Here is a 24493-nt window from a genome sequence, read left to right on the forward strand (position 1 = left end):
TGGCCGCGCTCGTCGTCGAGTTCTTGACGGTCACCTGGAAGTAGGCCGTGTTGCCGGTGTAGTTCGTAAAGGTGGTCGAGGGACCAAAGGTTCCAGTGGCCGAACTTGAGACCGACTTGGCGATGGAGACGACGGCCTGAGTGGGTGGAGGCGGAGGCAGAGAAGTGACACATCCCGTGAACAAATACTGATTACCATGAGTCTCTGCCGAACTGGCGAAGTCACTCACGATTACGTTTCCATCAATTTGAGAAGCACCCGACAACGTCGCACTAGGAGCCAGGACCGCACCACCCCACTGTACATTCGAGTACAACGCAACCCCAGTAGCGGAGCCGAAGTTCCACAAAACAGTGTTCATGGCATTGGTGGAACCAACGGGAGAGCCGTTGAATTCAACGCTCTTAACATCTGAGAGCGTAGTACTGCCAGTCAACAACGATGGAGTGACGTTGATGATCACGGGCGTGTTTCCCGTCCCCGTCACGTTCACGTTTGGCTCGCCATTCAAAACAGACTGCGAAATATTCGCAACGTACATTGGTGGAGGTGGCTCAGTTGAAATCGTGGGCATAATTGTCGTTGTAGAGTTACTTTGCGATACCGACATGTTCGCTGTATAACCCGCCCATGTGCTTGCATCCTGAGTTAGGGCAGTAGTGGTTTGGCTGAAATTAACTGGATCAGAAGTTAACTCCTCACCAAGGCCATTTGGATTCACTGTCACTGCAGAAGAATCAGGGCCAAGAAAGTAGTTTCCCTTCTGAACATTGAAGGTGCCGCCGCTCGCCTGCGAAGACGAACCGGCGACAACTAGAGAGGCACCGTTGTAGCCATAAAAGCCTGGATAGTAGGCAGGATTAGCAGTGTCTTCAACAGTGAAATTCGATGCCGTGACCGCTCCAGCAAACGCCGCGGCACCAGTAGTGTCAGAGGCAGTCAAGTCCTCAGCCCCCGTACCATCCACAAACAACGTGAAATAACCGGCCGTCCCTAGCGCGTACCCACCAGTGCCGGTCCCAACACATGCCTGCGGCGGAACCGGAGTCCCGGACCCCGCACAACCGGGACCCCCGCTGATCACGAACTTGCCACTAAAACCCGTTTCATTAACCACGGCAGTCCCGCTGATCGGGAAAGCACCTGGCTGGTAACCCCAATACTGCGCAGCACCGCCATTCAACACATATAAGGGGACCTGAGTTGTGTACTGACTAGCCGACGTCAACGTACCATCGATCTGCCAAGTAATAGTCACATATGCTGGAGGAGCAACATTCTTGAATGAACCACTAAACCCATTTAGTATAAATAGCCACTCTGAAGGATTACCAGGCTCTGGGATTATAGAACTGGAGCAGGCTCCATCGTTGCTGCTGTTGCCAAGAAGAACCGAGGTGGAGCCACTGAGCTGTGTGTGAGCTAATGTGGGTACCTTCGACACCGAACCCGAATCGAGGGTAGATAGCCCCACCAATCCAACCGCGGCGATAATCGCCATCGCTGATCTGATCACACCGCTCGCCACTGCGCGCCCACTTAGCAGCCTCACCGTACACCCGCTCCCAAACAACCCAGACCGGTTATTCCGATCAGTTTCAAATACGCTTACTTCCACGTAGCGCAGCTCGACCATCTGGCACTTGACGGCGATCCGAAGAAGATACGGTTTTCATTTAATCACACTCATAGCCCAGTCACTGCATTATTTTGAAAATTATCTAAAGATTTTCTGAGCTACATCCGATAACGCGACTTTTTACCACTCTAGGTATGCGGTTTGTCTTAATCCGCAACTTTTCTCCAGCTTCACCGACCTGACCTCCCACCAACCATCAGATCCGATGCGCCAAGCAGAAGCATTGAAGTAGTTTTACTACTAGGTTGATACCACATAAACCACAGCTTGATGGCAGGCTGCTCACTGCCTCGTATTACAGCCTTACGTAAATGTTATGGTTCAATGAGTTGATGACTATATGCATCAGCCCAGCCACAGGTCTGGCTAAACTAACGCTTTGTGAGGCCCCCGGATATTCTCTGCCCCAAGTCAAAGAAGTACAACCTGGGCCCGTACTGTGGGCTGCTTCCGAGTCATGTTGAGAACCTTCCAGAACTCCCAATTCGGCTCATCCAACAACCGACCCTCTCATCACAGTCAATCGGAGTGCCCCACCCCCCCTTTAAGCCGCTTCTAGCTGATCGGCATCTGCCCTCCTTGCCCGTCGACAGCTCCAACACGCACCTTTGGCTCGCGCACGAATACCCGACATCCCTTCCCAAACGACTCGGGCTGCATGATCAGTCCCCCTTCGAAAAGGGTCCTCTAGCGATGTGTTTGTTTCAGCCTTCTCGTAGCCCTAGCAAACCCGTTGCCTCAGTCGAAACAGCTACCGCAGCGAGCAACAAATGCCCTACCACGGGTGTGGTTCCAGCCCAACCGCCCAGGGATACCAATCGCAGATCATGTCTCTCGTTTCAGCCCAAACATCACGACACGACCGCAGTACTCACGTCGCTCGATCCTTCACAACCCACATTGGCCCGACGCGTATCCAACAAGCGTCACATCACTGGTGTCGTTCGCGTGTACACCTATTCAGGTCAACCAAATACCAACCCGTTCGGCACCTCTTTGGTGCTTCCATGCGGTAGTCGCTGCTCCAATTTCGCCTACGATGAGCCACCCGTACCACCCCCGACTAGCGGCCTCCGCGCAACTCGGCTACCTGATCTAGCACGTGTATTTGCTGCTGCAGGGAACCTTGAATCTCCTCGATCACAAACAGACCACTGGAATCCACAACCTCCCGCAACAGTCTCGGTACACCACGTACCCCCATATCTTTATGAGTTGGCCGGTCAGTGCTCAGACCGATTTCGCCCTGTGTTTCATGACCATTGTGACCTGACCACGATCCCATCAGACGAAAACAAAGGAGAACGAAATGCAACCTGATCGCTACTTCAATCGACATACAGGTGATATCGCTGACGACTTTGGTGGGACAGTTCCAATCGCACCATCCCTAACTCCTGAACCTCTCTCCGCCGAGGATGCTGGCATCGACCTCTCGTATATCCCCACTATCACTGCAAAGACTCCACCAACAGTTGTCGAAACGCACCTACCCCAACCAGAGAACTCCAGCACCACAGTACCGGCCAGAACAATGGAACCAAGCAAATCGCAACCGGACTCAATCCCAGGAACACCGAACGGCAACCTGCGAGTGGTTACCCTTTCGCTCCCTCGCGAGGCTCGCGAGGTCCTCGACCGAACGACCCGAAAGACACAACTTGCGCGAGGTGAGGTTGTGATGATTGCCCTCCGTCAACACTACCGCGAGATCGCATCTCAGTTCGCAGTGCCGAACGCAAAGGATGAGGATCCTTTTGGACCGCCAAGGGTGATTCGCCGCAGGAAGCGCCTTGATGAACCGCGCTCAGTCCCGCTTTACCTCACTGAGTCAGAGGCGCTGGGACTCAAGCGGATGAAGGACGGAGTGACTCTCTCAATGTCCGGCATTGTGACGGAGGCGATCCTTCGCCACTATGGTCGAGCACGCTAACGTGCCAGTACGGATGCAGGACCCGCGCGCTCCGTGAGGTCCGTAGGGGGAGTGCGTCCTGTGCACATCATCGCCACTCGCACCGCCACACATGGCCATTGGTCGGAATGGCAGCGCAACACCCAACGTCAACTGTCCAACATGGACACCGAGCCTATCGCTGCATGGTTCCCGCTTCCGAACGGAAACTAACATAATTCTTGTTAACCGGCCCTCTCAACAACCGTCCTCTTCCGCTGTCCTCCAGCACCATCGCCCTCAATCCACTCCTGACCGCAACTCAGCGATTACAGGAGAGCTGCGATTGGTTGCACCAGGGATTACGAGCCCGCGACCAAGTTGCGAGAGGTACTAGATCCCTACCTGGCCGAAGAGATTCTTCCCAGATATGAGCTAACCAGACTCTCGCGCCGAGCCTTTGCGCCGCACTAAGGTTCTCACTCGCCTACTTCAACAGCACTACGACTCGTCCAAAACCCGCACGACTTACGGCCACCACACCACGCGGCGGCGTCATCAACTTGCCGTAACCAAAACATCACCAGTTCGACACCAGGCTCATTCCAAACCCTGTGGTAACACAGAAACCGACATCGCGAACGCACCAGAACACAGTCTGTGCAGCTCAAGGTTCTCGTCACTCCTTGAACGCAGGCTTCAGACGCCGTGCAGGCTCACAAACCATCCTCAGGAATCGACACGATACATCCGAATAGCTATTCACGAGAGCTTGAGCACCAAGGTAGACATCGCAAGAAGAACACCAAAACCGAGAAGTCCCCAACCTGGTGTTGGGGACTTCGAGAGACGGATCTCGTGATCGGTTCAGGTCTTATGCCCCCGAGAGCACAAACGACATGATCAGCACAAAGAGCACAAAAGCGGTCACGATCGCCATCGGTGGGTCATCCTCGTAGATAAAGCTCACGACTCCCGTCACTACCCGCAAAATCGGGGTAAGAAGGAGGACGATCAGCCCCATGACGACGATTCCGCGGCCCTCACCATTCTTGCCAGCTTTGAGGTACTTGATGATGCCACCAAAAGTATGCGGAAAGAGCGCCGTCTTGCCAGCGACCGTATGGTACGAGACACCGCCGGTGATCTTGGCATAGCCAGGATGGTGAATGAAGATGATCACCAACCCGATCGTCACGATGATCACCGAGAGCACTACACCAACGCGCAACACCCAGCTGATCGCGACCTCGGTCTGGCGGACCTTCTCTTCGAGTCTCTCCAGCTCCTCTGGAGTCTTTTCACGTTGTGCCATTTAGAACAGCCCCCTTTGGAACATCTCGATAGCTATGACGGCAAGCACCACCACGAAGAGGATGCGCACCTTTCCCGAGTGAATGCGTCCAAGCACCTTGGCTCCCAACATGGAACCTCCAAGAACGCCAGCGGCCACCGGAGCAGCGATAATCGGGTCGATCTGACCGCGAGCGAAGTAGACACCGGCGCTCGCCGCCGCGGTAACACCGATCATGAAGTTTGACGTCGCCGTCGAGACCTTCATCGGAAGGTGCATCGCGAGATCCATCGCCGGAACCTTCAGGGCACCCGAACCGATACCCAGCAGGGCCGATACCATTCCCGCGACAAACATCAGCGCAAGGCCAGGTTTTGTGCCAACCACCTTGTAGGTGATCTCCTTCTTCTCCGCATCGTCGTAGTAACTCCCGTGGAGCTTGAAGTAGTTGGCGATCCTATCGTTGGACACCGAGAGTAGTGAGACCGCTTTGCGCTTCCGATACATCGCGATCGCCGAGTACCCGAGCACTACTCCAAACAGGATGAAGAGAAACCTTGCTGGCAGAACGGTGGTTAAGTACGCACCCGTCACCGCACCTGTGGTCGTGGCAATCTCCAAAAACATGCCGGCCCTCAGGTTCGTCATACGTTCTCTGACATACGCCGCTGCTGCACCCGAAGAGGTCGCGATCACTGAAATAATGGAGGCACCGATGGCCAAGCGGATATCAACATGAAAGAGCAGCGTCAGTACCGGGACGACGATCACTCCTCCGCCCAGACCGACCAACGAGCCAAGCACACCGGCCAGGATCGAGATCAACGCCAACAGTACTACGAAATCTATAGGTGACACGCTAAACAATCTAGCAGAAACCTAACCGTTGCGAGAACCCCGACGTATTCCGTAGCCAAGTACCTAATCAGACCAAATATCGCAGCTCACGGCGGTCTGGAAGCCTCACTTGTCCGGATGACCGGACAGGTCCGATGATCGGGCCCCTCGCCAAGACTGCGTCTAAAGTATTGCGTCAGTTATCAAAATGGGAGTTACTCAAATATCTGATAGGGTCCAGTGCGATGACCACACGATGAATGACTACTGATTACGCTAAGATGAGACTAAATAACCTATACTGCGTTTAGATACGCTACTTATCATCAACCATTATCTATAGGTGCCCTTGAACGCATCCGGCTCTCGACGTCGGACCTATTGCAGAGTGTCACCCAACCGGGCTTTCATGTAAACATGCGCTGCCATCACCAAGATTACTTGGGTGTATCTCACTCACATTTACTGAGTCACTCCACACAAATGCCGAACAGACCCCTATCAGGGCGCCCCCTAGCGGGCTAACGACAACGAGGCCAGTCGAGCGGTCACTGCCCAAACCCGCGATCGATCACCCGCGGCGAAGCTGCGCTCCGAGGGCCCTTGCCTGTACCTCAATAGCGTCGATGAGCGTCTGGACCACGTCGTCCTCGATCACCCCGTCAACTGATTCAAGACGAAGCCGAACACCAATATAGGTATGCTCCGGATCATCCACAGGCCGAAAGCGATCAAAGATCGCCAGATCAGCACAGCGCTCACCGGCAATCTCCTCGATCAGCGCGACGAGCGGCTCGACCGCAGCCCCGCGTGGGAGTGCGAAGGAGAGATCAAGCGTGCTTGCGGTATAGATGGAGGGGACCACTACCGTGCGAATTGGCTGCATCGCCGCGTCGAGGGCTTCGAAATCCATCTCGAGATAGCCGTACCGCCCGCCTACCAGGTGCGTGAGTTCCTCGGGGATCTGGTTGGGATGGAGTTCTCCTACCACCCCCACCACCTGGTCTCTGATGAGGACCTTCGAAGACCGACCGGGATGCAGGCGGGGCCAACTAAGGAGCTCTTGGTCCAAGGGAGATACCCGAGACACTCCCTCGACCCCGAAGAATCGCACCACCGCGGTGAGCACGGGAGCGATCGCCGCAAGTCCGTTATCTACTCCTTCGACGAGCACCCCAAGTCTGAGCTTCTCGTCGGGTAATACGGACTGGCTCGCCGCATCCCCTTCACCCGCATTTGTCCCTGAATCCAGCCAACGCAGCATGACCGGACCTACCTCAAAAAGCGCGACCGGACTCGAGCGCCGGACGATATTGCCCCGCAGTGAGCGAAAGAGACCAGCCAGCACCGTCTGGCGCAGTTCCGACTCTTGGGCAACCAGCGGATCGGCCAGTTCGATTGGCTCACCAGCGCCTCCTGCTCGTTCTCGCTCCTCGGGTGAGACGAGGGTGACGGACCACGCCTCAAAGATCCCCATACCCGCCAACAGCTGTTTGAGCCGACGAATACGTTGCTGACGTTCGCTCAGGCCGCCACTGGTGGCGACCGTAAGCGGCGTCGAGGTGATGCGTTGATAACCAAAGTGACGAGCGACCTCCTCGATCACCTCGATCTCGCTGGTGACGTCAGGACGGAAACTGGGGGGCGTCACCCGATAGAGCTCTCCAACCCGAGTGATCGTGAATCCGATGTGTTCCAATGGTCCACCAGGTTCGAGCACCTCATTGAGCTCCTCGGCGGGCTCATGACCAAGGATCGCACCGATGCGAGCGGCACGGACCTCGATCGGTGGCGCTGGTTGAACGACATCGATCCGGCGGCGCAGCGGACCCTCGATCCGAAGATTGGCCAACTCAGCGATACGCACGATCGCCATTTCCAGGATCGCGGGATCGGTACCACGCTCAAAACGCGCCGATGCCTCGCTCCGAGCGTTCAGCCGCTTTGCGGTCCGTGCGATCCGAGACGCGCGAAAGTGGGCTGCTTCGAGCAAGACCGAAGTGGTGGCCTCGCTCACCTCCGTGGCGAGTCCTCCCATCACACCAGCGAGACCGACCACCTGGTCATTGCCGTCGACGATGACGATATCGGAGGTCTCAAGCGATCGGGTGGATCCATCGAGAGTGACGATCTCCTCGCCAGCATTGGCAAAACGAGCAGCGATGGTCCCTCCTCCGAGCTGTGCCTCGTCGTAGGGGTGGGTCGGTTGACCGAGTTCGAGCATCACATAGTTACTTGCATCCACCACGGGTGAGATCGAGCGCATGCCGCCCAGGTGCAGCCGTCGACTTAACCGCAATGGGAAGGTCGCCGTCTCGAGGCCGCCAAGTGTCGCAAGCAACAGCCGATCCGAGGCCTCTGGATCCGTTGAGGGTTCAGGATCGTCAACAATCGCAAGAGAAGTTGGCGCGACTGGTTCGAAGAAATCGACCCGCAGCCATGCCGCCAGATCACGAGCGACCCCAAGGACGCAGTTCGCATCAGGCCGGTTCGCCTCGATCGCGAGGTCAAAGACCACGTCATCGCTGATACCAAAGTGCGCGCCAAAATCGACCCCAACTGGCGTCGCCCGATCGAGTACCAAGAGACCTCCGGCCTCAGAGGAGACTCCCACCTCCACTGGCGAACAGAGCATGCCAAGCGAGACCACTCCACGCATCTTGCGCTCCGTCAACGTCATCCCTGTCGGAAGCGTCACCCCCGGGCGAGCCCACGGAACCTTATCCCCCACCTGGAAGTTCCAGGCGCCACACACGACCGACTTGGGCTCCCCCTCGCCGTCGTTGACTAAGGTGGCCCGAATCTTGTCCGCCCCTGCGATCGGCTCGAGCGAGACGACCTCGCCCACAACGACCCCATCAAGGGACGCGGGTGCATGCTCCACCCCTTCAACCACCATGCCGAGTTCATTCATCGCATCCACAAGTCGTCCTATCCCCGCATGACCGGGACCGACGCGAACCGCCTCCTCTAGATCGAAGAGCACACCGAGATCGAGGAACTCCGCCAACCATGTCAGGGTGATCTTCACAACACTCCTCTCATCTGTGCAAGCACACGTAGATCATTCTCCGGCAGGATCCGCATGTCACCGAGGGCAACCTTCATCTGCACCAACCGGTCGATCCCAAAGCCAAAGGCAAAACCGCTGTAGACCTCGGGATCGATCCCGACATGAGCAAAGACGTTGGGGTGCACCATCCCGGATCCACCAAGTTCGATCCAACCCGTCCCCGAACAGGTACGACAACCAACACCCTTGCAGAGCGTGCAGGTGATCTCAAACTCCGCCGAGGGTTCGGTAAAGGGGAAGTAGGCCGGTCGCAGGCGTGCCTGGATGTCAGGGCCAAAGTAAGCAGAGGTAAAGTGCTCGATCGTCGCCTTCAGGTTCGCAAAGGTGATACCGCGATCAACCACGAGGGCCTCAAGCTGGTGAAAGGCGGGGGTGTGACGGGCATCAGGGGTATCGCGCCGATAGACACGACCAGGAACGATGGCATAGATTGGGAGTTGACTCGTTTGCATCAGTCGGATCTGCACCGGGGAGGTGTGGGTACGTAGCAGCGTGGAATCAGCTTCACCGTAGTTGAGGTAGAAGCTATCCTGATTCGCCCGTGCCGGGTGAAACTTTGGGATGTTGAGCGCCTCAAAGTTGTGCCACTCGGTCTCCACCTCGGGGCCCTCAGCGACGACAAAACCCATCCCAATAAAGAGGTCCTCGAGCATCATTCGCGTCTGGGTCAGAAGATGGAGGGCACCCGTGCCGTGGAGTCGCCCCGGATGCAGGTAGGCGGCGATGTCATCGTGTTCAGCCCGGAGTCGGGCGGTCAGTTCAAGCGCTCCGACCCGGCGTTCGTTGGCCTCAATCGCCTCCTCGAGTTGCGATCGTGCCTCATGCAAGGCAGCACCAATGCGTGGACGATCCTCGGGGGCAATGTTGCGCATTGCCCTCTGGATCGAGGCCAGTGGCGTGGTGTGCGCGTGAATCGCCTCCTTGGCAGCGATCAACTCAGCGTTGGTCATCGCTGTGCGCAACTTGGCAACACTTTCGTCACAGAAGTCCGTGAGCTCCGCCAGTGTCACATCAATCTCGGCCATGCAGAGGATACCTTTCTCTTGGGCGTTGTTAACCAGGATAAACGCTGATCACGGCCATCGGTGATGGCCGAGATCGCGATATCGGTAGCGTACTAGCGAACTTTGACCACCGCGATGGGTTCATCCGCTCAAACGATCCCTCAATCACGCAGCCTCCCAATCGGTCAAATCCCAGCATCACAACCACTGGCCTCTCGTGTGTGCGAGCTCCATCGTCACAGCCAGACGGCGTATCACTCGGGTGATCACCAACCGGTGAAACCCGTGACGAAGACTCCGACCGATCACATCGCCCCCGCTCGCGGGTGCATCAAGGCACGGCGACCTCATCAAGATACTCGCAGGTGGAGCATCGCAAGTGCCCAAAATACCCTGCGCCGATCAAGAGAACAGGTTCTCATTTGCCTACCCCCAAAGACCTACTGAGGGCCAACTGCTCGGCTCGTGGGGCTGACAGCTATCACCGGCCCCGGTCTTCTATTCAACAGGCCCTCTGTCGAACGGCCCTCTGTCCAACGGTGTTGTACGCGCACCCATCTTCACTGCCTCAGCCGCCCCCTACTCGTCCGTCCCGGGTGCAGTCGTGTTAGGCACAGTCGTGCCGCCTGGGATCGACACTCCATGGGCCTGTGCCAATTGAAAGAGTGCAATCGATCCAGCGACGCCAGCGTTGAGCGACTCAACGTGAGCATGCTGAGGGATCGAGATCACACCGTCGCAGTAGTCGAGGAGGGTGTCCCCGACCCCATGCGCCTCTGAGCCAACCAACAACGCCAGTGGCACCGATGATGATACCTCCCCAAGGTTGCCCTCGACGTGAGGCACCAAGGCAAGACGATTCACACCAGCGTCACCGAGCTCGATGAGGCTCTGCTCGTAGTCCTCCACTTCACCTACGGCCACCAACGAGATCAGCCCCGTGGTGGCACGCACGACCTTGGGCGAGAATGGGTCCACCGTCCGTGGCCCGATCACGAGGCCCACCCGCTGGTAAAACGCGAGTGCGGAACGGATCAACGTCCCGAGGTTGCCGGGATCTTGGAGTCCAACTGGGAAGAGAATGCACTCCTGGGTGGCGAGCACCGCAAGAGTCGTCGTCTCCATCGGAGCGAGCCCGATGACGCCATCGGTGTTCGTCAACGACGATATCTGCGCAAGCCGACGCTCTGGAACCACGCGCAGCCAATCCCCCAGCTGGAGGTAGTTCTCCAATCGTTCGGCGGTGACAAAGACCAACTCGATCGCTGCCCCGAGATCGATCGCCTGATCGACCGAGCGCCGACCCTCGAGTACATAGGTACGCGAGGCTCGGCGCTCGGTGCGAGAACGAAGAAGCTCTCGAAGATGGGCCAGTTCGGCGTGCGATGCGTTAGCGACCAGAGACTGAACTCACCAAACGGGCAAAGGCACCTGGATCAGTGACCGCGAGGTCGGCCAAGATCTTTCGATCGACCTCAACCCCCGCCTCTTTCATCTGGAACATCAGGCGCGAATAACTCGTGCCGTTGATCCGTGCAGCAGCGTTGATACGCTGAATCCAGAGACGACGAAACTCACCCTTGCGTGCGCGACGGTCACGGTAGGCGTACTGCAACGAGTGCATGACCTGCTCGTGAGCGGCGCGATAGCTCCGACTCTTGTTGCCGTAATAACCACTCGCTAGCTCGAGTATCTTACGGCGATGCTTCTTTGAATTGATGGATCGTTTAACCCGTGCCATATTTTCTCCTTTGAACTTTTCCCGACCGGCCTAATTACCGCCCCAACAACTTCTTCACACGACGAGCGTCACCACTCGACACCTCAACGCTCTGATGTAGGTGACGCATGCGACGGGACGACTTCTTCTCCAACAGATGCGAAGTAAACGCATGCTGACGTCGCAACTTGCCCGTGCCCGTAACCTTGAATCGAGCCTTGGCTCCCTTGTCAGTCTTCATCTTCGGCATCTCTCTGTCACCTTTCTACCCTCCAAGCACCCTGCAGGATGCACTGGAACTCTCTCTTGCATTACCATCACGATCGCGAAGACCCCGCGGGCTCTGGACCTAGACCCTCAGGCACTCGTCCTTTGCCCTTTCTGACATCCTCACTCGATACGAACTACTTCCAAAACCGTTTACCGCCCAACACTGCCAAGCGCACCCAACCCTCCTACCAGCAATGGATGTACCATTCCTCCCACGAGCCTCGACGCGCCTACTCTGCGAGCCTCGATCCGAACTGGCGAGACCCACCCCGTCCAGTCCACCTAGGTCCGACTGGTTAACAACTCTCATACAAGCGAGTCAACCCCGATACGAGAAACTCACTCGTGGACTGCCAACCTGTCGCACGAATCTAGTACTACTTACCTGCTGTCGGTTTACCTGCTATCGGTCAAACGCACTCAAATGCCTGAGCCAGCCTTCGTGAATGTCACCAGCCATCTTGGAGGCGAGTACCAAGCGTGTCTACGGAGTGGTGACCTCGTTCACCACATTCGCATCAGATGCGAGTGTCGACGCAGACGTCGTACTCGCCTCTAATGTGGAGACCTCGTCAGCGGTTGCCTGTGCAATGTCTGACCTGTTGACCTCTTCCGTAGGCTCAGCAACCTTCGCCGCAGACGCACTGGGCTGGACGCCATTTGACTGCGCATCGGTTGGCCCGGTGCCGTTCACATGAGCGCCAGTCGCATGATCATCGCTCCTAGGGGTGCCGTGCGAGGATCCACTTTGGCCTTTGGCAACAGGGCGCTTCTCCGGCACCAGCACCATCAGCATGTTGCGGCCATCAAGCTTCGGGAAGGTCTCGACCTTTCCAACTTCCTTGACCCCTTCAATGACTCGTTCCAGGATCTCCTGGCCGAGTTCAGGGTGAAAGATTTCCCTACCTCGGAACATGATGGTCACCTTGACCTTATGACCCTCGGCGAGGAACTTGCCCACTTGACGCGTCTTGGTGTCGAAATCTCCAACCCCGATCTTGGGACGGTACTTCATCTCCTTGATCTGCGTGGCTGATGCTTTACGCTTGGACTCCTTGGTGCGTTGCGCCTGATCGAACTTGAACTTGCCATAGTCCATGATCTTGGCGACCGGAGGCCGCGCCATCGGTGCCACCTCCACGAGATCCATGTCAAGCGCACGCGACATCGTCAGTGCTTCCTGGATTGACTTAATGCCAAGCTGATTGCCATCAGGTCCAACGAGGCGAACCTCACGGACACGGATTTGATCGTTGATCCGTGCATCGGGGTCTGGTGTTGAGGCGATAGAGCTACTCCTTCCAATCTGTGAACTTCACGACAGGCAGCATTACTCTATCCGAACCCAGCTGCTCTTCAACGAGACAGTAGGGGGGAGACAGAACTCCGCTTAGCCTTCTAGAATTACTCTAGCAGTCAGGAGCCTGCTTCCCTACCTTACCAACTCCTGTTCACCTGAGATGAAAGGGCGGTCAACCTCTCGATGTCCCAAGAGGAAGAGCACATGATGCAGCTCCAACAGGAGCTACTCAGCGCAGATCCAGCGACCATTGTAGCCAACCACGCCTACGGGCTCTTCGAGCTTGCCACTATCTACCTAGGCGCGACACCTCCGCGGCTCACCGATGCGAGCCTAGCCATCGATGCCTTCGCGGGAATACTCAGCGCCGTTGAGGATCGGCTCGGCGAGGTGGGCGAACCCCTCCAAGATGGTCTTCGACAACTCCAAGCCGCCTTCATCCAGGTCGCCAAACTCGACCATGAGCCCACGCGAACTTCTCCTCCCCCAGTAACCGAGGTTTGACTCCTCCCTCAAGAATCGCCGCCTCACTTCACCGTCGCCAACCTTCGATCACTCTCCAGTGCCGAGGTCGACACTGAGCGGCCCCTCAACCGTGGTCTACTCCGTCCGTGAGACGATCACGAGCATCGACTTGGTAGCTAAGACGCCTAATCATGAGGATGTCGAAGCGCTCGTTCGGGTCGATAGCAAACGTCAAGGCAAGGGACGCACCTGTCCGCTTGTTGATGATGGGCGTTCTTCCAAAGGAGCCTCCGCGTTGGCGTGTTGCGCGACCCTGGATCTATGGCCATCGCAGCTTCTTCCGGTCGATCACCAAGAGGCCACCAACGACTGATCGAATCGCACTCCTCTCACGAACTACCTCCTGCCTGTAGGGATTCGCTAAATTAGCGCCGTCCTCGACCCAGAATGTCTCTCGTCGCATTACATTGTGCCATACTGATCGCATGGCACAACTGGTTGCAAGGGTGGATGATAAGCTTCTCCTCGCGGTGGATGCCCTCGTCAGCGAAGGGGCAGTAGCGACCCGCTCTGAAGCGGTCCAACTTGGCCTCGAAGCTCTAGTGGAGCAACATCGACACCAGCAAACGGGTCGTGCCCTCGTCGAGGGCTACCTACTTCAACCACAGACTGAGGATGAACTAGGCGGGCTCGACGAGGCCACCCGCACACTGATCCAAGAGGAACCTTGGTAGCCTTGCCCGCCCAAGGAGAGATCTGGTGGGCGGAGGCCGAGGACAAACGACGACCGGTCCTAGTGGTCACTCGCAACGAGGCGATCTCCGTCTCACCGGGATTGTGGTAGCGCTAATACCTCGCACCGTGCGCAGCATCCCGACCGAGATTCCCTTGGGCAACGGGGAGGGGCTTGTTGTCGAGTGTGCAGTGTCGTTCGACAACCTACAACGCATCCGGCGATCGGCGTTAGTAGTGTGAATCGGGAGTTTGGGCGATCGATATCACGAAATCCGTCGATCGCTGACCGCTCTCGCCGATTGCTAGATCTGCTGACCAATTGGTGGCGAAGCCAGCTCGTTCGAACACCGAGCAAGATGGTTGATCCCCCTACAGAACACTTGCGGACAAGGCGCGCACCGCAAGCACACAATATCGACTCTCCCGTGATGCCTATCTGCGTCTCTCGTAGTAGTCCCAGTCCCTCGACTGGAGACCTTGGAGTCCGCTCGAATCCGAGGGGCCTTCCAAAACCTCCAGGCTCGGATCACCAGTTATGTGAGCCTTCGGCGCAGCGCTACCCACGAAGGTCTGGCTGACCGCGTGAGAATGCCCCCAGCTGAGGAACTCACCCCAACTTGTGCAGCGCCGCCACCTCGAGTTCCCCACCGAACGATGGCTTGAGACGCACCGTGACCCGTCGGCCAACCCCAATGGTCCGTGATCCATCATCGATCGTGATGCAGTGAAAACGTACCTCACGCGGTGGCTTCAGATCGAGCCGGACTGCTCCGAGCCCGACATGGGGATCAAAGCTGACCACCTCACCCTCGATCACCTGGTTCTGGTCAAAAAGGGCCGTCGGAAAGGGTGCTCGTGGCCTTCCATCGGCTCCGGCAACGGCCGAACCGTCGCGACCAGCTCGTCGAGCGAACCAGCCCATCTACGGAACAACCTTAGAGAGCGGGAGCTCAAGGATGTCGGTGGCACCCCGATCTTTGAGGAGGGGGATCAGCAGGTTGATCGCGGAGCGAGGTACCACCGCCTCTACGGCAAAACCGCTCTCTTGGTAGAGCTGTGAGACCGTCGGTGACTTCATCGCTGGTAACGCCTCGATGATATCGCTGAGATGATCGGCCCCAACGTTGAGTTTGACTAACACTCGATCGCGAGCGGACAGCGCCCCAAGTAATAACGTCTGGAGTTGCTCCATCGCATGACGCTTCTCGGGATCAGCGGCGCTGATCGGGTTGGCGATGAGCTCGGTGTAAGAGACCAAAACCGTATCGATGATCCTGAGGCCAGCCGCACGCAGTGCCCTCCCGGTCTCGGTGATCTCGACGACCGCATCAGCGATCTCCGGTATCTTGGCCTCCGTTGCACCGTAGGACAGCAAGATCACCGGCTCTACGCCGTGTTCACGGAAGAAGCGACGGGTGAGTTCTGGATACTCGGTGGCCACGCGAACACCATCGTGCAGATCACTCACCTCGTGGACCTCACTGTCGGCCGCCACCGCCAGCACCACTCGAATCGGGCGAGAGGTCACCTTTGAGTAACGAAGCTCACCGAGCGAGACCACCTCAGCTTGGGTCTCGTTGATCCAATCACGACCAGTGATGCCGAGATCAAACAACCCCTCCGCAACATAGGTGGGGATCTCCTGGGGACGTAGAACTCGCACCTCACGCACTCGTGGGTCATCGATCGTGGCCCGGTAATCGACCTCACTGCTGCGCTCGATGGGAAGATCGGCCTCGGCAAACAACGCAAAAGTCGCGCGCTCAAGGCTACCCTTCGGAACGACTATCCTCAGCATTGACGATTACTCCTTTGCGAGACGGCGGTAAAGGTCGACGAGGCGGACCAACGAGAGTGCGCCATCGAAACCCTTGTTCCCGTCCTTGCCTCCGGCTCGGTTCAGACCCTGCTCGATGTTCTCGACCGTGAGGATCGCATTGACAATAGGAACCTCGGCGCGAGCGGCAAGGCTCATCAGCTGGCCGGCACTCTGGTTGACCACCACGTCATAGTGACTGGTCTCGCCGCGAACAACCGCGCCCACAGCGATGACACCAGCAAGTGATCGACGCAGGAGGAGTTGGCGGATCGCCCCCACGATCTCAAGGGCACCGGGAACCCACACCACCGTCAGCGCCGTGTCATCAGCACCGACTGTGTGAAAGCCCGCTTTGGCCCCCGCCAACAGTGGATCGACGATCACCCGATTGAACTCGGAGGCGACGATTCCGAAGCGGTCACCGCTTTCATAGCGTAGCTGACCGGTCAACTCCTCGTAACCCGTTCCAACGCCACCATGGTCATGTTCTTGATCTCCTGCCATCACCATTCCCTCTTCGAGTTCTGCTATCAGTGGTCAAATGGGCTCGTCTCGCATGCATCCAATGCCAGCCAAACTCCAATGCCAGCTCAACCCACTGTGCGCCAACCTTACCGCCTGGTCAGTAATCGTCCGGTTCTGCACGGAGTTGGCACCCACTACAACCCTCTCTATCGTACCGGAGACATCGTACCGGCCGAGATACTCACCCTGGTGCACGACACCGCTAGTTCTCCATCTGGATCGAGACGACCCCGACCCTTACCCAAGGTCGAGGAGATGACCCATCTTTGTCGCCTTCGTCTGGAGATACTTCACATTCTCTGCCTGGGGTTCAATGATGAGTGGCACGCGCTCAGTGATCTCAAGGCCAAAACCAGAGAGTCCTCCATACTTGGTCGGGTTGTTGGTCAAGAGTCGCATCTTGGTGACTCCGAGGTCAACCAGGATCTGCGAGCCGATGCCATAATCGCGCGAGTCCACCGGCAGGCCGAGCGCCTCGTTGGCCTCGACCGTGTCGAGTCCCTGCTCCTGGAGCTGATAGGCGCGCAGTTTGTGCGCTAGTCCAATGCCGCGACCCTCATGGCCACGCAAATAGACGATGACCCCCCTACCCTCTTGCGTGATAATCTCCATCGATCGATGGAGTTGGGGACCACAGTCACAACGCAACGAACCAAAGGCGTCGCCCGTCAGGCACTCCGAATGGACCCGTACCAGCACTGGTTCGCCGTCCGCGATGTCTCCCAAGATCAGCGCAACATGCTGTTCCCCATCGAGGATCGACTGATAGGCGATGCCGGTGAACTCTCCATAGGCGGTGGGAATACGGGCAGTGGCCCCATCAACACGCTTGACCAGCGTATCGTTGGCCGCCCGATAGCGAATGAGATCGGCAATCGAGATGAGCACAAGCCCGTGGGTCTCGGCGAACTTGGTGAGTTCATCAAGCCGTGCCATATTCTGCTTGTCCTCGGTCACCACTTCACAGATCACTCCGGCTGGGGTGATACCCGCGAGACGGGCGAGATCAACGGCCGCCTCGGTGTGTCCACCCCTGCGCAGCACCCCACCATTGCGCGCGCGCAGCGGGAAGACGTGACCGGGCCTGGTCAAATCCGATGGTTTGGTGGAGGGATCGACAAGGGCACGGATGGTGCTAGCTCGATCGTAGGCAGAGATACCGGTGGTGACAGCACGCTTAGCATCCACCGATACGGTAAAGGCGGTCAAGTGCGACTCGGTATTATTCTCCACCATGAGTGGGATGTCGAGTTCGTCGAGACGCTCCCCGGTGAGTGGAACACAGATGAGACCGGAGGTATGGGCGAGGTAGAAGGAGATCTTCTCGGCATCGACAAACTCAGCACCCATGATCAGGTCGCCTTCGTTCTCGCGATTCTCATCATCGACCACCAGCACGATCTCACCTCGACCGATCGCGGCGATCGCCTCTTCGATAGGATGAAAACTCATTGACTCCACGCCTCCCGTTGCTCGAGCGAACGTTGGCGCACGAGGTACTTTCCAATAATATCGAACTCGATGTTGAGCGGACTCCCGACCCCAAGATCACCGAGGTTGGTACGGCGTAGGGTCTCAGGGATCAACGCCACACTCGCACTACCTTCACCGACCGCGGTCACCGTCAAGCTGACACCGTTCAATACGATGCCTCCCTTCTCAACGACTAACGCATCAAATCGACGGTCAAATGCCACCTCGAGACCTTGCCCTTCGCGAGTGACGTGCCCCACACAATCGACGTGTCCCTGCACGATGCCTCCATCGAGCAGCGTAGCTGCGGTGATACTCTGCTCAACATTGACCCGTGCACCCACCGCGAGGCTTGAAAACGTGCTGCGATGCAACGTCTCTTCAATGATCTCGACTCCGAAGAAGTCCGGGGTCACCTCAACTGCGGTCAAACAGACTCCGTCACACGATATCGAGGAGCCGAGCGCAATCGTGGGCCTCCACTGACCCAAGGCAAAACGATGTATGCCATCATCACCCTGCCCACGATAGGTGACCGTCGTGGCGACAATCCCTGAGAACATCGATCCATCCCTTCGGCTCTCCAGCTACTCCAGCCTAGTTTGTCTCGGAGGACAAGACTCGACCAACGTGAACGAGCGCTATTTCACCAGCTCAGAATGGACGAGTCGGGAAGGTACACTGAAGTGATTCCCGTCATCTGAACTGTTGCCTGTGCCAAGTGAGGGGTATGCATCGATGTTGTGCCTACCTCTGGACGTCAGGACCACGAACGCTATCCGCTATCTCCTTCATCTAATGACCTCTATGGTACTGACGAGGAGTCGCGTGACATCGGAGAGCCTATGGTGAACCGAGATCGAGAGCCCATACTCAAGGCGACGATAATCGGTTCTCGCAACTCCCCACATCAGACTCTTGTCGCATCACAAAGGCTGCAAGCAACGTCCGATGACTCCATAACAAGCAGTAGCCACATCTGTGGTGTACGTCAATTCATCCGAACTCTTGCGAAGGTGCAGCAAAGCACTCCGGTCGAGAGATGATCAGTTAGTCGTAACCCTGGCTGGCTTCTCCGTCCAGGTCTAGTTGACGGCGACACCTCCCAAGTCCCTGGATGACACAAAAAGGATACTACGTCTACCACATGGTCACAGAGCGTCATAGCACATCTACACACCAACTGTTGCAACCCCAGATTGCGTTGCCAGCAAGGCGTACCGGACTGTTTCATGCATGTTGTCGGCCATGGCAAGATCAGCGGGTTGTCCAGTGGCCCACTCTCGGCCCGTCAGCACGAACGTCACCTGCGATCAGCGACCTACGCCTCGTCATTTGATGTGATCCACGGTGTCAGCTCCTCGGTACGTATTTCCCCAGTGGCAACGCGGACAATGGTTGCGACGATGTCGTCCGCATCGTTCAGGGTCCAGGTGTAGCCATTGATCAGAATAAATCACCGCATTGTGAGGTAGGCGGAACGCTTGTTACCGTCTGGCAATGGGTGGTTCTTTACTAGGCGTTCCAGTAGCACAGCTGCCTTCTGATCGAGTTGTGGGTAGAACTCGATACCTCCGAACGATGCTCGAGGTGCGGCTAAGGCAGATTCCGCCAAGCCGATATCAACGCCCTTGGCCATCACTTCCCCGTCAATACCAAGAATCAACGCAGCGATTCCCAGCTAGCCGCCCATGCCCATCTACTCGGTCAAAGCTCAGCGAGCCTCTCGAACACTTCGCACTGGGATTCGAGCATGTCTTGAAGACTCTGCTGAAAATCCGGATCCGCTCTACGCATACGGATGTGTTCTACGACAGCTTGCCGGATAGCCTCAGAGACCGACTGGTTATCGACTCTGGCGACGACCTCCAAGGCCTCAGCCGTGGTGCCGGGGAGGCGGATAGTAGTAGTACGTGTATTCATGGTCTCAGCAAAGCTGAGCTTACATTCCGTTACAAGCTCTGGTGTATTCCCCCTCTCGACAAGACGCTCGAAGAAGGATCGAGCGGCAGCACCCAGGGTCCGCGATGCAGGCCCACCGCTTGCCCTACTATCGCGAACACAGCGTCCACGGCGTTGCCCTTGCGAGGGGGCTCTCATCCATTACTACTCACCCCAAGGCACTGTCGGAGCTTCAATCCCTCCCACGAGGTCGTCGGCTTTGCGCCTGGATTTTAACGCTGCCTCCAAGGTGGCAGCTCATAGCATGAACGCCAATCGGCGGTACCGACGGCACACTCAGGCCTCATCGGGGGAGGAGGTGTGGGTGGAACGCTCGCCAATGGATGACCACTGGGGCAAAACACTGGCTCCTTCACGTATATGAGCTCCCGACTGGTCCACAGTGGCCGCGGCCTCATGGCTGAGCTCGGCGTTCAGTGCAGCGGCCACGGCATTAGCCCGCTCGCTCCAGAGACATAACTCGATGTCGGCACCCACCGATTGCATACCCATGGGAATGAGTTGCATCGGATCGACCAGGAGTCGACCGACGGGCAGATGGAAGGCAGCCTTTGCCTCATCATCACCAAAGATCATCGGAGCGAGATAGACATAAACCTCATCAACGAGGCCTTCAGCAAAGAAAGAGCCCTGAAGCGTCGGTCCACCCTCGATGAGGACACTCAACACTCCACGCGAACCCAAATCATCAAGGAACTCCTGGGGTGCCGCGGTGCTCACCTGGACGCCTGGAGTGCAATACGAGAGGCTCCGATGAGCAAAAACCCACCGTTCTGGCTGAGTTGGGGCTTCACCACCTCCAGGCCGAGCGGTCAGGAGTGGATGATCCGCCTCCATCGTTTCGGCCCCTACGACGACCGCCTGGGACTCCGCCCGAAGTTCATGCCCGCGATCTCGTGCCGCTGGAGAGGTAATCCATTGTGAGGCTCCAGTTCGATCGGCCACCCTACCATCAAGGGTCATCGCCACCTTAGCCCGGACCCAGGGTCTGCCAAGGCGTCGCTGCACGAGGTACGGGATGAGTTCTTGCACGCTCCGGGTGGACTCCACCCCAACCTCAACCGCCACGCCTGCTCTTTGCAGGGCAAGAAAACCACGCCCTGCCACCCGCGGATCGGGGTCGACGATCGAGGCAACCACCCGACGTATTCCAGCAGCCACGATCGCATCAACACACGGTGGCGTCCGCCCATGATGAGAACAGGGCTCTAAGGTCACGTACATCGTCGCCCCTTTAGCCCGCTCACCGGCCTCACCAAGTGCGACGACCTCGGCATGGGGACCGCCCAGGGGTTGGGTCCAACCCTCCCCAACGACCCCTCCATCCGCCACGACGACCGCACCGACCCAAGGGTTTGGAGGCGATCCGTGACGCGCACGCCGACCCAAGCCGAGGGCCCGCCTCATCAGTTCAGTATCGTTCATCGGCTGGAGGCAGGATGCTCGGTATCGCCCCCCGCAATGAGCCCAAGGGCATGCTCCAGTAGGGGTACGACCGCATCGAGTGACTCGATCGCTCCACGTGGAGAACCCGGTAGATTCATAATCAAGCAGGATCCAAGAGTTCCCGCAACCCCGCGTGAGAGCCCACCCAGCGGACTCGCCGCACGCATCTGCTCCGCGAGACCGGGAGCAAGACGATCGAGCACCTCCCGTGTACCTTCCGGAGTGAGATCACGGGGACCAAATCCGGTGCCTCCTGTGGTCACGATCAATCCCGCAAATCCGGCAGCTACACCCCGGAGAGTCGAGGCTACATTCTCAGCGCCATCCGCGACGGCTATTCGGTCCGCGACCTCGTACCCAAGACCGCTGAGGCGCTCTTGGAGTGCCTGGCCGGAGCGATCCTTGCGCGTCCCGGCGATCACTCCATCAGAGACTGTCACTATCTTGGCCGCTGGCATCGACTGCATCCTCCAATACTGGCACGGCGCTTCTGCCGTGCCTCCCCTCTACCACAGTACCCTCTTTGTTGTCGTGCTCTCTTGTCTTCGTGCGTCCTGGTGTTGTCTCTGGCCTAGCGCCCTCTGTCTGTCAAGGTTCGACTAGCAAATCGCCCCGATAACAACCGTTCGCCAAGCCAATCCGTCTCGCTACCGATTGAACAGGGGGCAGATCGATCACCGACCGCCCTCAGCGTGATCGCACCTCTGTCGCTGATCACTCCGAGAGGACCGGGTCCAACACAAGCCAGGACGAACGGCTATCCAGCCGTTCTCCAGGACAGCTACCCAAGTATACGTCACTCATAGCTAGGGTGCTCGTTGGCTCGGCGCGGCACTATCTTCCAGAGAACCAAAGGTTCTCGCCTTCGCTCAGCGCGCAAACCTCGTGGTTCCTCTCTCGCGGCACTACTCCTATTGGTTCGATTGTGCTCGCCAAAGAGTAGGTGCAGCGATCGGTATCATGGCGGCGCATCGCCCCAGCGATGGCACTATTGCTCGGGGTGGGTACCGATACGTTCGACCGCGCTACCCCGGAGAAAGTCGGCAAAACTCATCGTCGATCGACCCTCGGGTCGCACCAGTTCTGGAACCAACAGCCCCTTGGCCGTCTGGATCTTGCCCTCGACGATGGTGCCGAGTGAAGAACCCGTCTCTCCCTCCTCGATGTGGGCCTTGACGAGGCGTATCCGCTTGGGACCCGCGTAGAAGTAGGCCCGCTCCAGCAGATGACGGCGATAACCTTGCAGCGCCGACTCATAACTCCTGATGAGAAGGTCCCCATCGGTGATCTTTGGGGCGTAGCTTGACAAGCCTACCTGGGGTTGGGCCGCCTCCTCAAGCCAACTATCACGGCGGACAAGCCAGTCACCCATCAGCTGACAACCCGCCGAAGTCAACCGTGCATAGGCCTCGCTCAATCCAAGACCCTCGATCTCGACCGGCTGAGCTGCATAGACTGGCCCCGCATCCATCTCGTGGACGAGACGCATCAACGTTACTCCACTAGCCAACCCGCCAGCGAGCACTGAGCGCTCGACTGGGGCCGCTCCCCGAAAAGCAGGGAGGAGCGAGTAGTGGATGTTGATGAACGGATGGGTCTCCACCAACGCCGCTGGCAGTATCCGGCCATACGAGACGACGACGCCGAGATCAAAGGTGAGATCACCAAGACCAGCGAGATCCGTGAACACACGCAATCCAGCCTGCTCACCGATCTGGGCAACCGGGGTTGCCTCGAGCGGGCCATTCCTGACGCGGCGCTTTGGTCGTTTGGTCACGACTCCCACCACATCAAATGCGCCATCGAGGAGCGTTGAGAGATACGCGACCGAGACGGGACCAGTGCCAAAGAATACGATGCGCACGCCTAGGAGTCGATCAGCTTCTCTCGCATGGTGCGATGGAAGGCTTTGCGCTCCTCATCGGTCAGTCGCGTGATGAGCAACTTGCCCTCCAGGTGGTCGTACTCGTGCTGGAGAACCCGTCCGAGCAGACCCTCGCCCTCAACCTCCTGGGGTTTTCCGTCTCGATCCAGACCACGCATCACCACATGTCCAGGTCGATGGATCTCCCACCAGTAGTCCGGCACCGAGAGACATCCCTCTTCATAGACCCATTCGCCGTCGGCAACGACCAGTTCAGGGTTGATAAAGACTTCGGGGCCATCGCCAGCGTCGTAGACGAACAGACGCTTACCCACGCCAACCTGGGGACCGGCGAGACCGACCCCTGGCGCATCGTACATCGTCTCAAACATGTCGTCGATCAACCGTTGCAGGGCAGCGTCGAAGGTTTCAATTTCAGTCGACCGGCTTGCGAGAACCTGGTCACCAATAGTTCGGATAGCGAGGATTGCCACGGGTTCTAGGCTAGTAGGCAGCGAAGTCGATCGCCAACATCGCTCATCAATGTCAACCGTTAGGCCCATCAACCCCAAGGAGTCATCAATGGAACCCATCGGACCACGCAACTCACTGCAGGAGCCGCGCTTCTCGAACTCGACCACCTTTGCTCGTCTCCCCACCTTGGCCGAGGTGGGCACTGCTAGCATCGCGCTCGTTGGCGCTCCCTTCGATGCTGGCGTCTCCTATCGGCCCGGCGCTCGCTTTGGCCCACTCGCGATCCGCACCGGCTCACAGCTGTTGCGCCCCTACGATCCAGCGATGGATCTCTTCCCCTTTGGCAAGGTCCAGGTGGCCGATGCCGGCGACATGGGGATCAACCCCTTCTCTATCGACGAGGCGATCGCGACCATCGAAGCACGTGCTGGGGAACTCCAGACCCACGTTGATCGCCTTGTTACCCTCGGCGGTGACCACACGATCGCCCTTCCCCTGTTACGAGCGGTCACGAAACGACACGGACCGGTCGCGCTCATCCACTTCGACGCTCACCTCGACACCTGGGACACCTACTTTGGTGCCCCCTATACCCACGGAACCCCCTTTCGCCGCGCCTTCGAAGAGCAGCTCTTGCTCCAAGACCGGAGCTTTCACGTCGGCACCCGGGGGCCACTCTATGGCGCTGGCGACCTCGACGAC

Annotated in this window: 24 protein-coding genes; 4 read left to right on the forward strand and 20 right to left on the reverse strand. The window is 57.9% G+C overall.

The features are described 5' to 3' along the window. A partial coding sequence (locus M7439_RS10120; RefSeq protein ID WP_308464486.1) for a collagen-binding domain-containing protein occupies positions 1-1228 on the reverse strand: 1228 nt, incomplete at its 3' end. A 1720-nt stretch (positions 1229-2948) separates the two neighbouring features. Here M7439_RS10120 and M7439_RS10125 point away from each other — a divergent pair. Then, positions 2949-3572, forward strand: coding sequence for a hypothetical protein (locus tag M7439_RS10125; RefSeq protein ID WP_298343040.1), 624 nt, complete (start codon positions 2949-2951; stop codon positions 3570-3572). A gap of 832 nt (positions 3573-4404) precedes the next feature. Here M7439_RS10125 and M7439_RS10130 read toward each other — a convergent pair. The 8 genes from M7439_RS10130 to infC all read right to left on the reverse strand — a co-directional run bounded on the left by M7439_RS10130 (position 4405) and on the right by infC (position 13034). After that, positions 4405-4845: a DUF1634 domain-containing protein gene (locus tag M7439_RS10130; RefSeq protein WP_298343042.1), complete on the reverse strand. Its 441-nt coding sequence runs from the start codon at positions 4843-4845 to the stop codon at positions 4405-4407. Next, a complete protein-coding gene (locus M7439_RS10135; RefSeq protein ID WP_298343045.1) occupies positions 4846-5682 on the reverse strand; it encodes a sulfite exporter TauE/SafE family protein in 837 nt (278 codons plus the stop codon). It lies immediately after the preceding gene. Between the two features lie 550 nt (positions 5683-6232). After that, positions 6233-8692, reverse strand: coding sequence for a phenylalanine--tRNA ligase subunit beta (gene pheT, locus M7439_RS10140; protein ID WP_298343048.1), 2460 nt, complete (start codon positions 8690-8692; stop codon positions 6233-6235). Continuing rightward, the gene (pheS, locus tag M7439_RS10145; protein WP_298343051.1) at positions 8689-9759 is read right to left on the reverse strand and encodes a phenylalanine--tRNA ligase subunit alpha; all 1071 of its coding nucleotides are present in this window, start codon (positions 9757-9759) and stop codon (positions 8689-8691) included. Before pheS ends, pheT begins: the two co-directional genes overlap by 4 nt. A gap of 558 nt (positions 9760-10317) precedes the next feature. Beyond that, positions 10318-11139: a TrmH family RNA methyltransferase gene (locus tag M7439_RS10150; RefSeq protein WP_374045753.1), complete on the reverse strand. Its 822-nt coding sequence runs from the start codon at positions 11137-11139 to the stop codon at positions 10318-10320. Further along, complete coding sequence (gene rplT / locus M7439_RS10155; RefSeq protein WP_298338537.1) at positions 11129-11479, reverse strand: 50S ribosomal protein L20; 351 nt, start codon at positions 11477-11479, stop codon at positions 11129-11131. The genes M7439_RS10150 and rplT overlap by 11 nt, the downstream gene beginning before the upstream one ends. 34 nt (positions 11480-11513) lie before the next feature. Further along, entirely contained in the window at positions 11514-11708 is a 195-nt protein-coding gene (rpmI, locus tag M7439_RS10160) for a 50S ribosomal protein L35 (protein ID WP_298338539.1), read from the reverse strand. A 504-nt stretch (positions 11709-12212) separates the two neighbouring features. Further along, entirely contained in the window at positions 12213-13034 is an 822-nt protein-coding gene (gene infC, locus M7439_RS13115; protein ID WP_366525178.1) for a translation initiation factor IF-3, read from the reverse strand. A 198-nt stretch (positions 13035-13232) separates the two neighbouring features. Here infC and M7439_RS10170 point away from each other — a divergent pair, with 198 nt between their 5' ends. Then, positions 13233-13532 (forward strand): hypothetical protein, encoded by a 300-nt coding sequence (locus tag M7439_RS10170; RefSeq protein ID WP_298343057.1) that lies wholly within the window; start codon positions 13233-13235, stop codon positions 13530-13532. A 467-nt stretch (positions 13533-13999) separates the two neighbouring features. Beyond that, positions 14000-14227, forward strand: coding sequence for a ribbon-helix-helix domain-containing protein (locus M7439_RS10175; RefSeq protein WP_298343066.1), 228 nt, complete (start codon positions 14000-14002; stop codon positions 14225-14227). A gap of 608 nt (positions 14228-14835) precedes the next feature. On the opposite strand, the gene M7439_RS10180 is transcribed toward M7439_RS10175, so the two are convergent. The 11 genes from M7439_RS10180 to def all read right to left on the reverse strand — a co-directional run bounded on the left by M7439_RS10180 (position 14836) and on the right by def (position 23811). Next, a complete protein-coding gene (locus M7439_RS10180; protein ID WP_298343069.1) occupies positions 14836-15150 on the reverse strand; it encodes a hypothetical protein in 315 nt (104 codons plus the stop codon). After that, the gene (gene hisG / locus M7439_RS10185; RefSeq protein ID WP_298343072.1) at positions 15151-16026 is read right to left on the reverse strand and encodes an ATP phosphoribosyltransferase; all 876 of its coding nucleotides are present in this window, start codon (positions 16024-16026) and stop codon (positions 15151-15153) included. A 6-nt stretch (positions 16027-16032) separates the two neighbouring features. Further along, a complete protein-coding gene (ribH, locus tag M7439_RS10190; RefSeq protein ID WP_298343075.1) occupies positions 16033-16551 on the reverse strand; it encodes a 6,7-dimethyl-8-ribityllumazine synthase in 519 nt (172 codons plus the stop codon). 258 nt (positions 16552-16809) lie between these two features. After that, entirely contained in the window at positions 16810-18024 is a 1215-nt protein-coding gene (locus M7439_RS10195; RefSeq protein ID WP_298343078.1) for a bifunctional 3,4-dihydroxy-2-butanone-4-phosphate synthase/GTP cyclohydrolase II, read from the reverse strand. Beyond that, positions 18021-18608, reverse strand: a complete 588-nt coding sequence (locus M7439_RS10200; RefSeq protein WP_298343083.1) for a riboflavin synthase — start codon at positions 18606-18608, stop codon at positions 18021-18023. The genes M7439_RS10195 and M7439_RS10200 overlap by 4 nt, the downstream gene beginning before the upstream one ends. An 893-nt stretch (positions 18609-19501) precedes the next feature. Beyond that, positions 19502-19711 carry a Fic family protein gene (locus M7439_RS10205; protein ID WP_298348824.1) on the reverse strand — a complete coding sequence of 70 codons (210 nt, stop codon included), beginning with the start codon at positions 19709-19711 and terminating at the stop codon, positions 19502-19504. Positions 19712-19752: 41 nt separating this feature from the next. Next, a complete protein-coding gene (locus tag M7439_RS10210; protein WP_298343086.1) occupies positions 19753-20145 on the reverse strand; it encodes a ribbon-helix-helix protein, CopG family in 393 nt (130 codons plus the stop codon). A 138-nt stretch (positions 20146-20283) separates the two neighbouring features. Then, a complete protein-coding gene (ribD, locus tag M7439_RS10215) occupies positions 20284-21432 on the reverse strand; it encodes a bifunctional diaminohydroxyphosphoribosylaminopyrimidine deaminase/5-amino-6-(5-phosphoribosylamino)uracil reductase RibD (RefSeq protein ID WP_298343089.1) in 1149 nt (382 codons plus the stop codon). Continuing rightward, positions 21429-21911 carry a MogA/MoaB family molybdenum cofactor biosynthesis protein gene (locus M7439_RS10220; protein ID WP_308464487.1) on the reverse strand — a complete coding sequence of 161 codons (483 nt, stop codon included), beginning with the start codon at positions 21909-21911 and terminating at the stop codon, positions 21429-21431. The genes ribD and M7439_RS10220 overlap by 4 nt, the downstream gene beginning before the upstream one ends. Positions 21912-22441: 530 nt before the next feature. Then, positions 22442-23317 carry a methionyl-tRNA formyltransferase gene (locus tag M7439_RS10225; protein WP_298343095.1) on the reverse strand — a complete coding sequence of 292 codons (876 nt, stop codon included), beginning with the start codon at positions 23315-23317 and terminating at the stop codon, positions 22442-22444. A gap of 2 nt (positions 23318-23319) precedes the next feature. After that, entirely contained in the window at positions 23320-23811 is a 492-nt protein-coding gene (gene def / locus M7439_RS10230; RefSeq protein ID WP_298348826.1) for a peptide deformylase, read from the reverse strand. Positions 23812-23899: 88 nt separating this feature from the next. Here def and M7439_RS10235 point away from each other — a divergent pair. Then, a partial coding sequence (locus M7439_RS10235; protein WP_298343101.1) for an arginase family protein occupies positions 23900-24493 on the forward strand: 594 nt, incomplete at its 3' end.

It is taken from the genome of Ferrimicrobium sp. (assembly GCF_027319265.1).
Taxonomy (GTDB): domain Bacteria; phylum Actinomycetota; class Acidimicrobiia; order Acidimicrobiales; family Acidimicrobiaceae; genus Ferrimicrobium.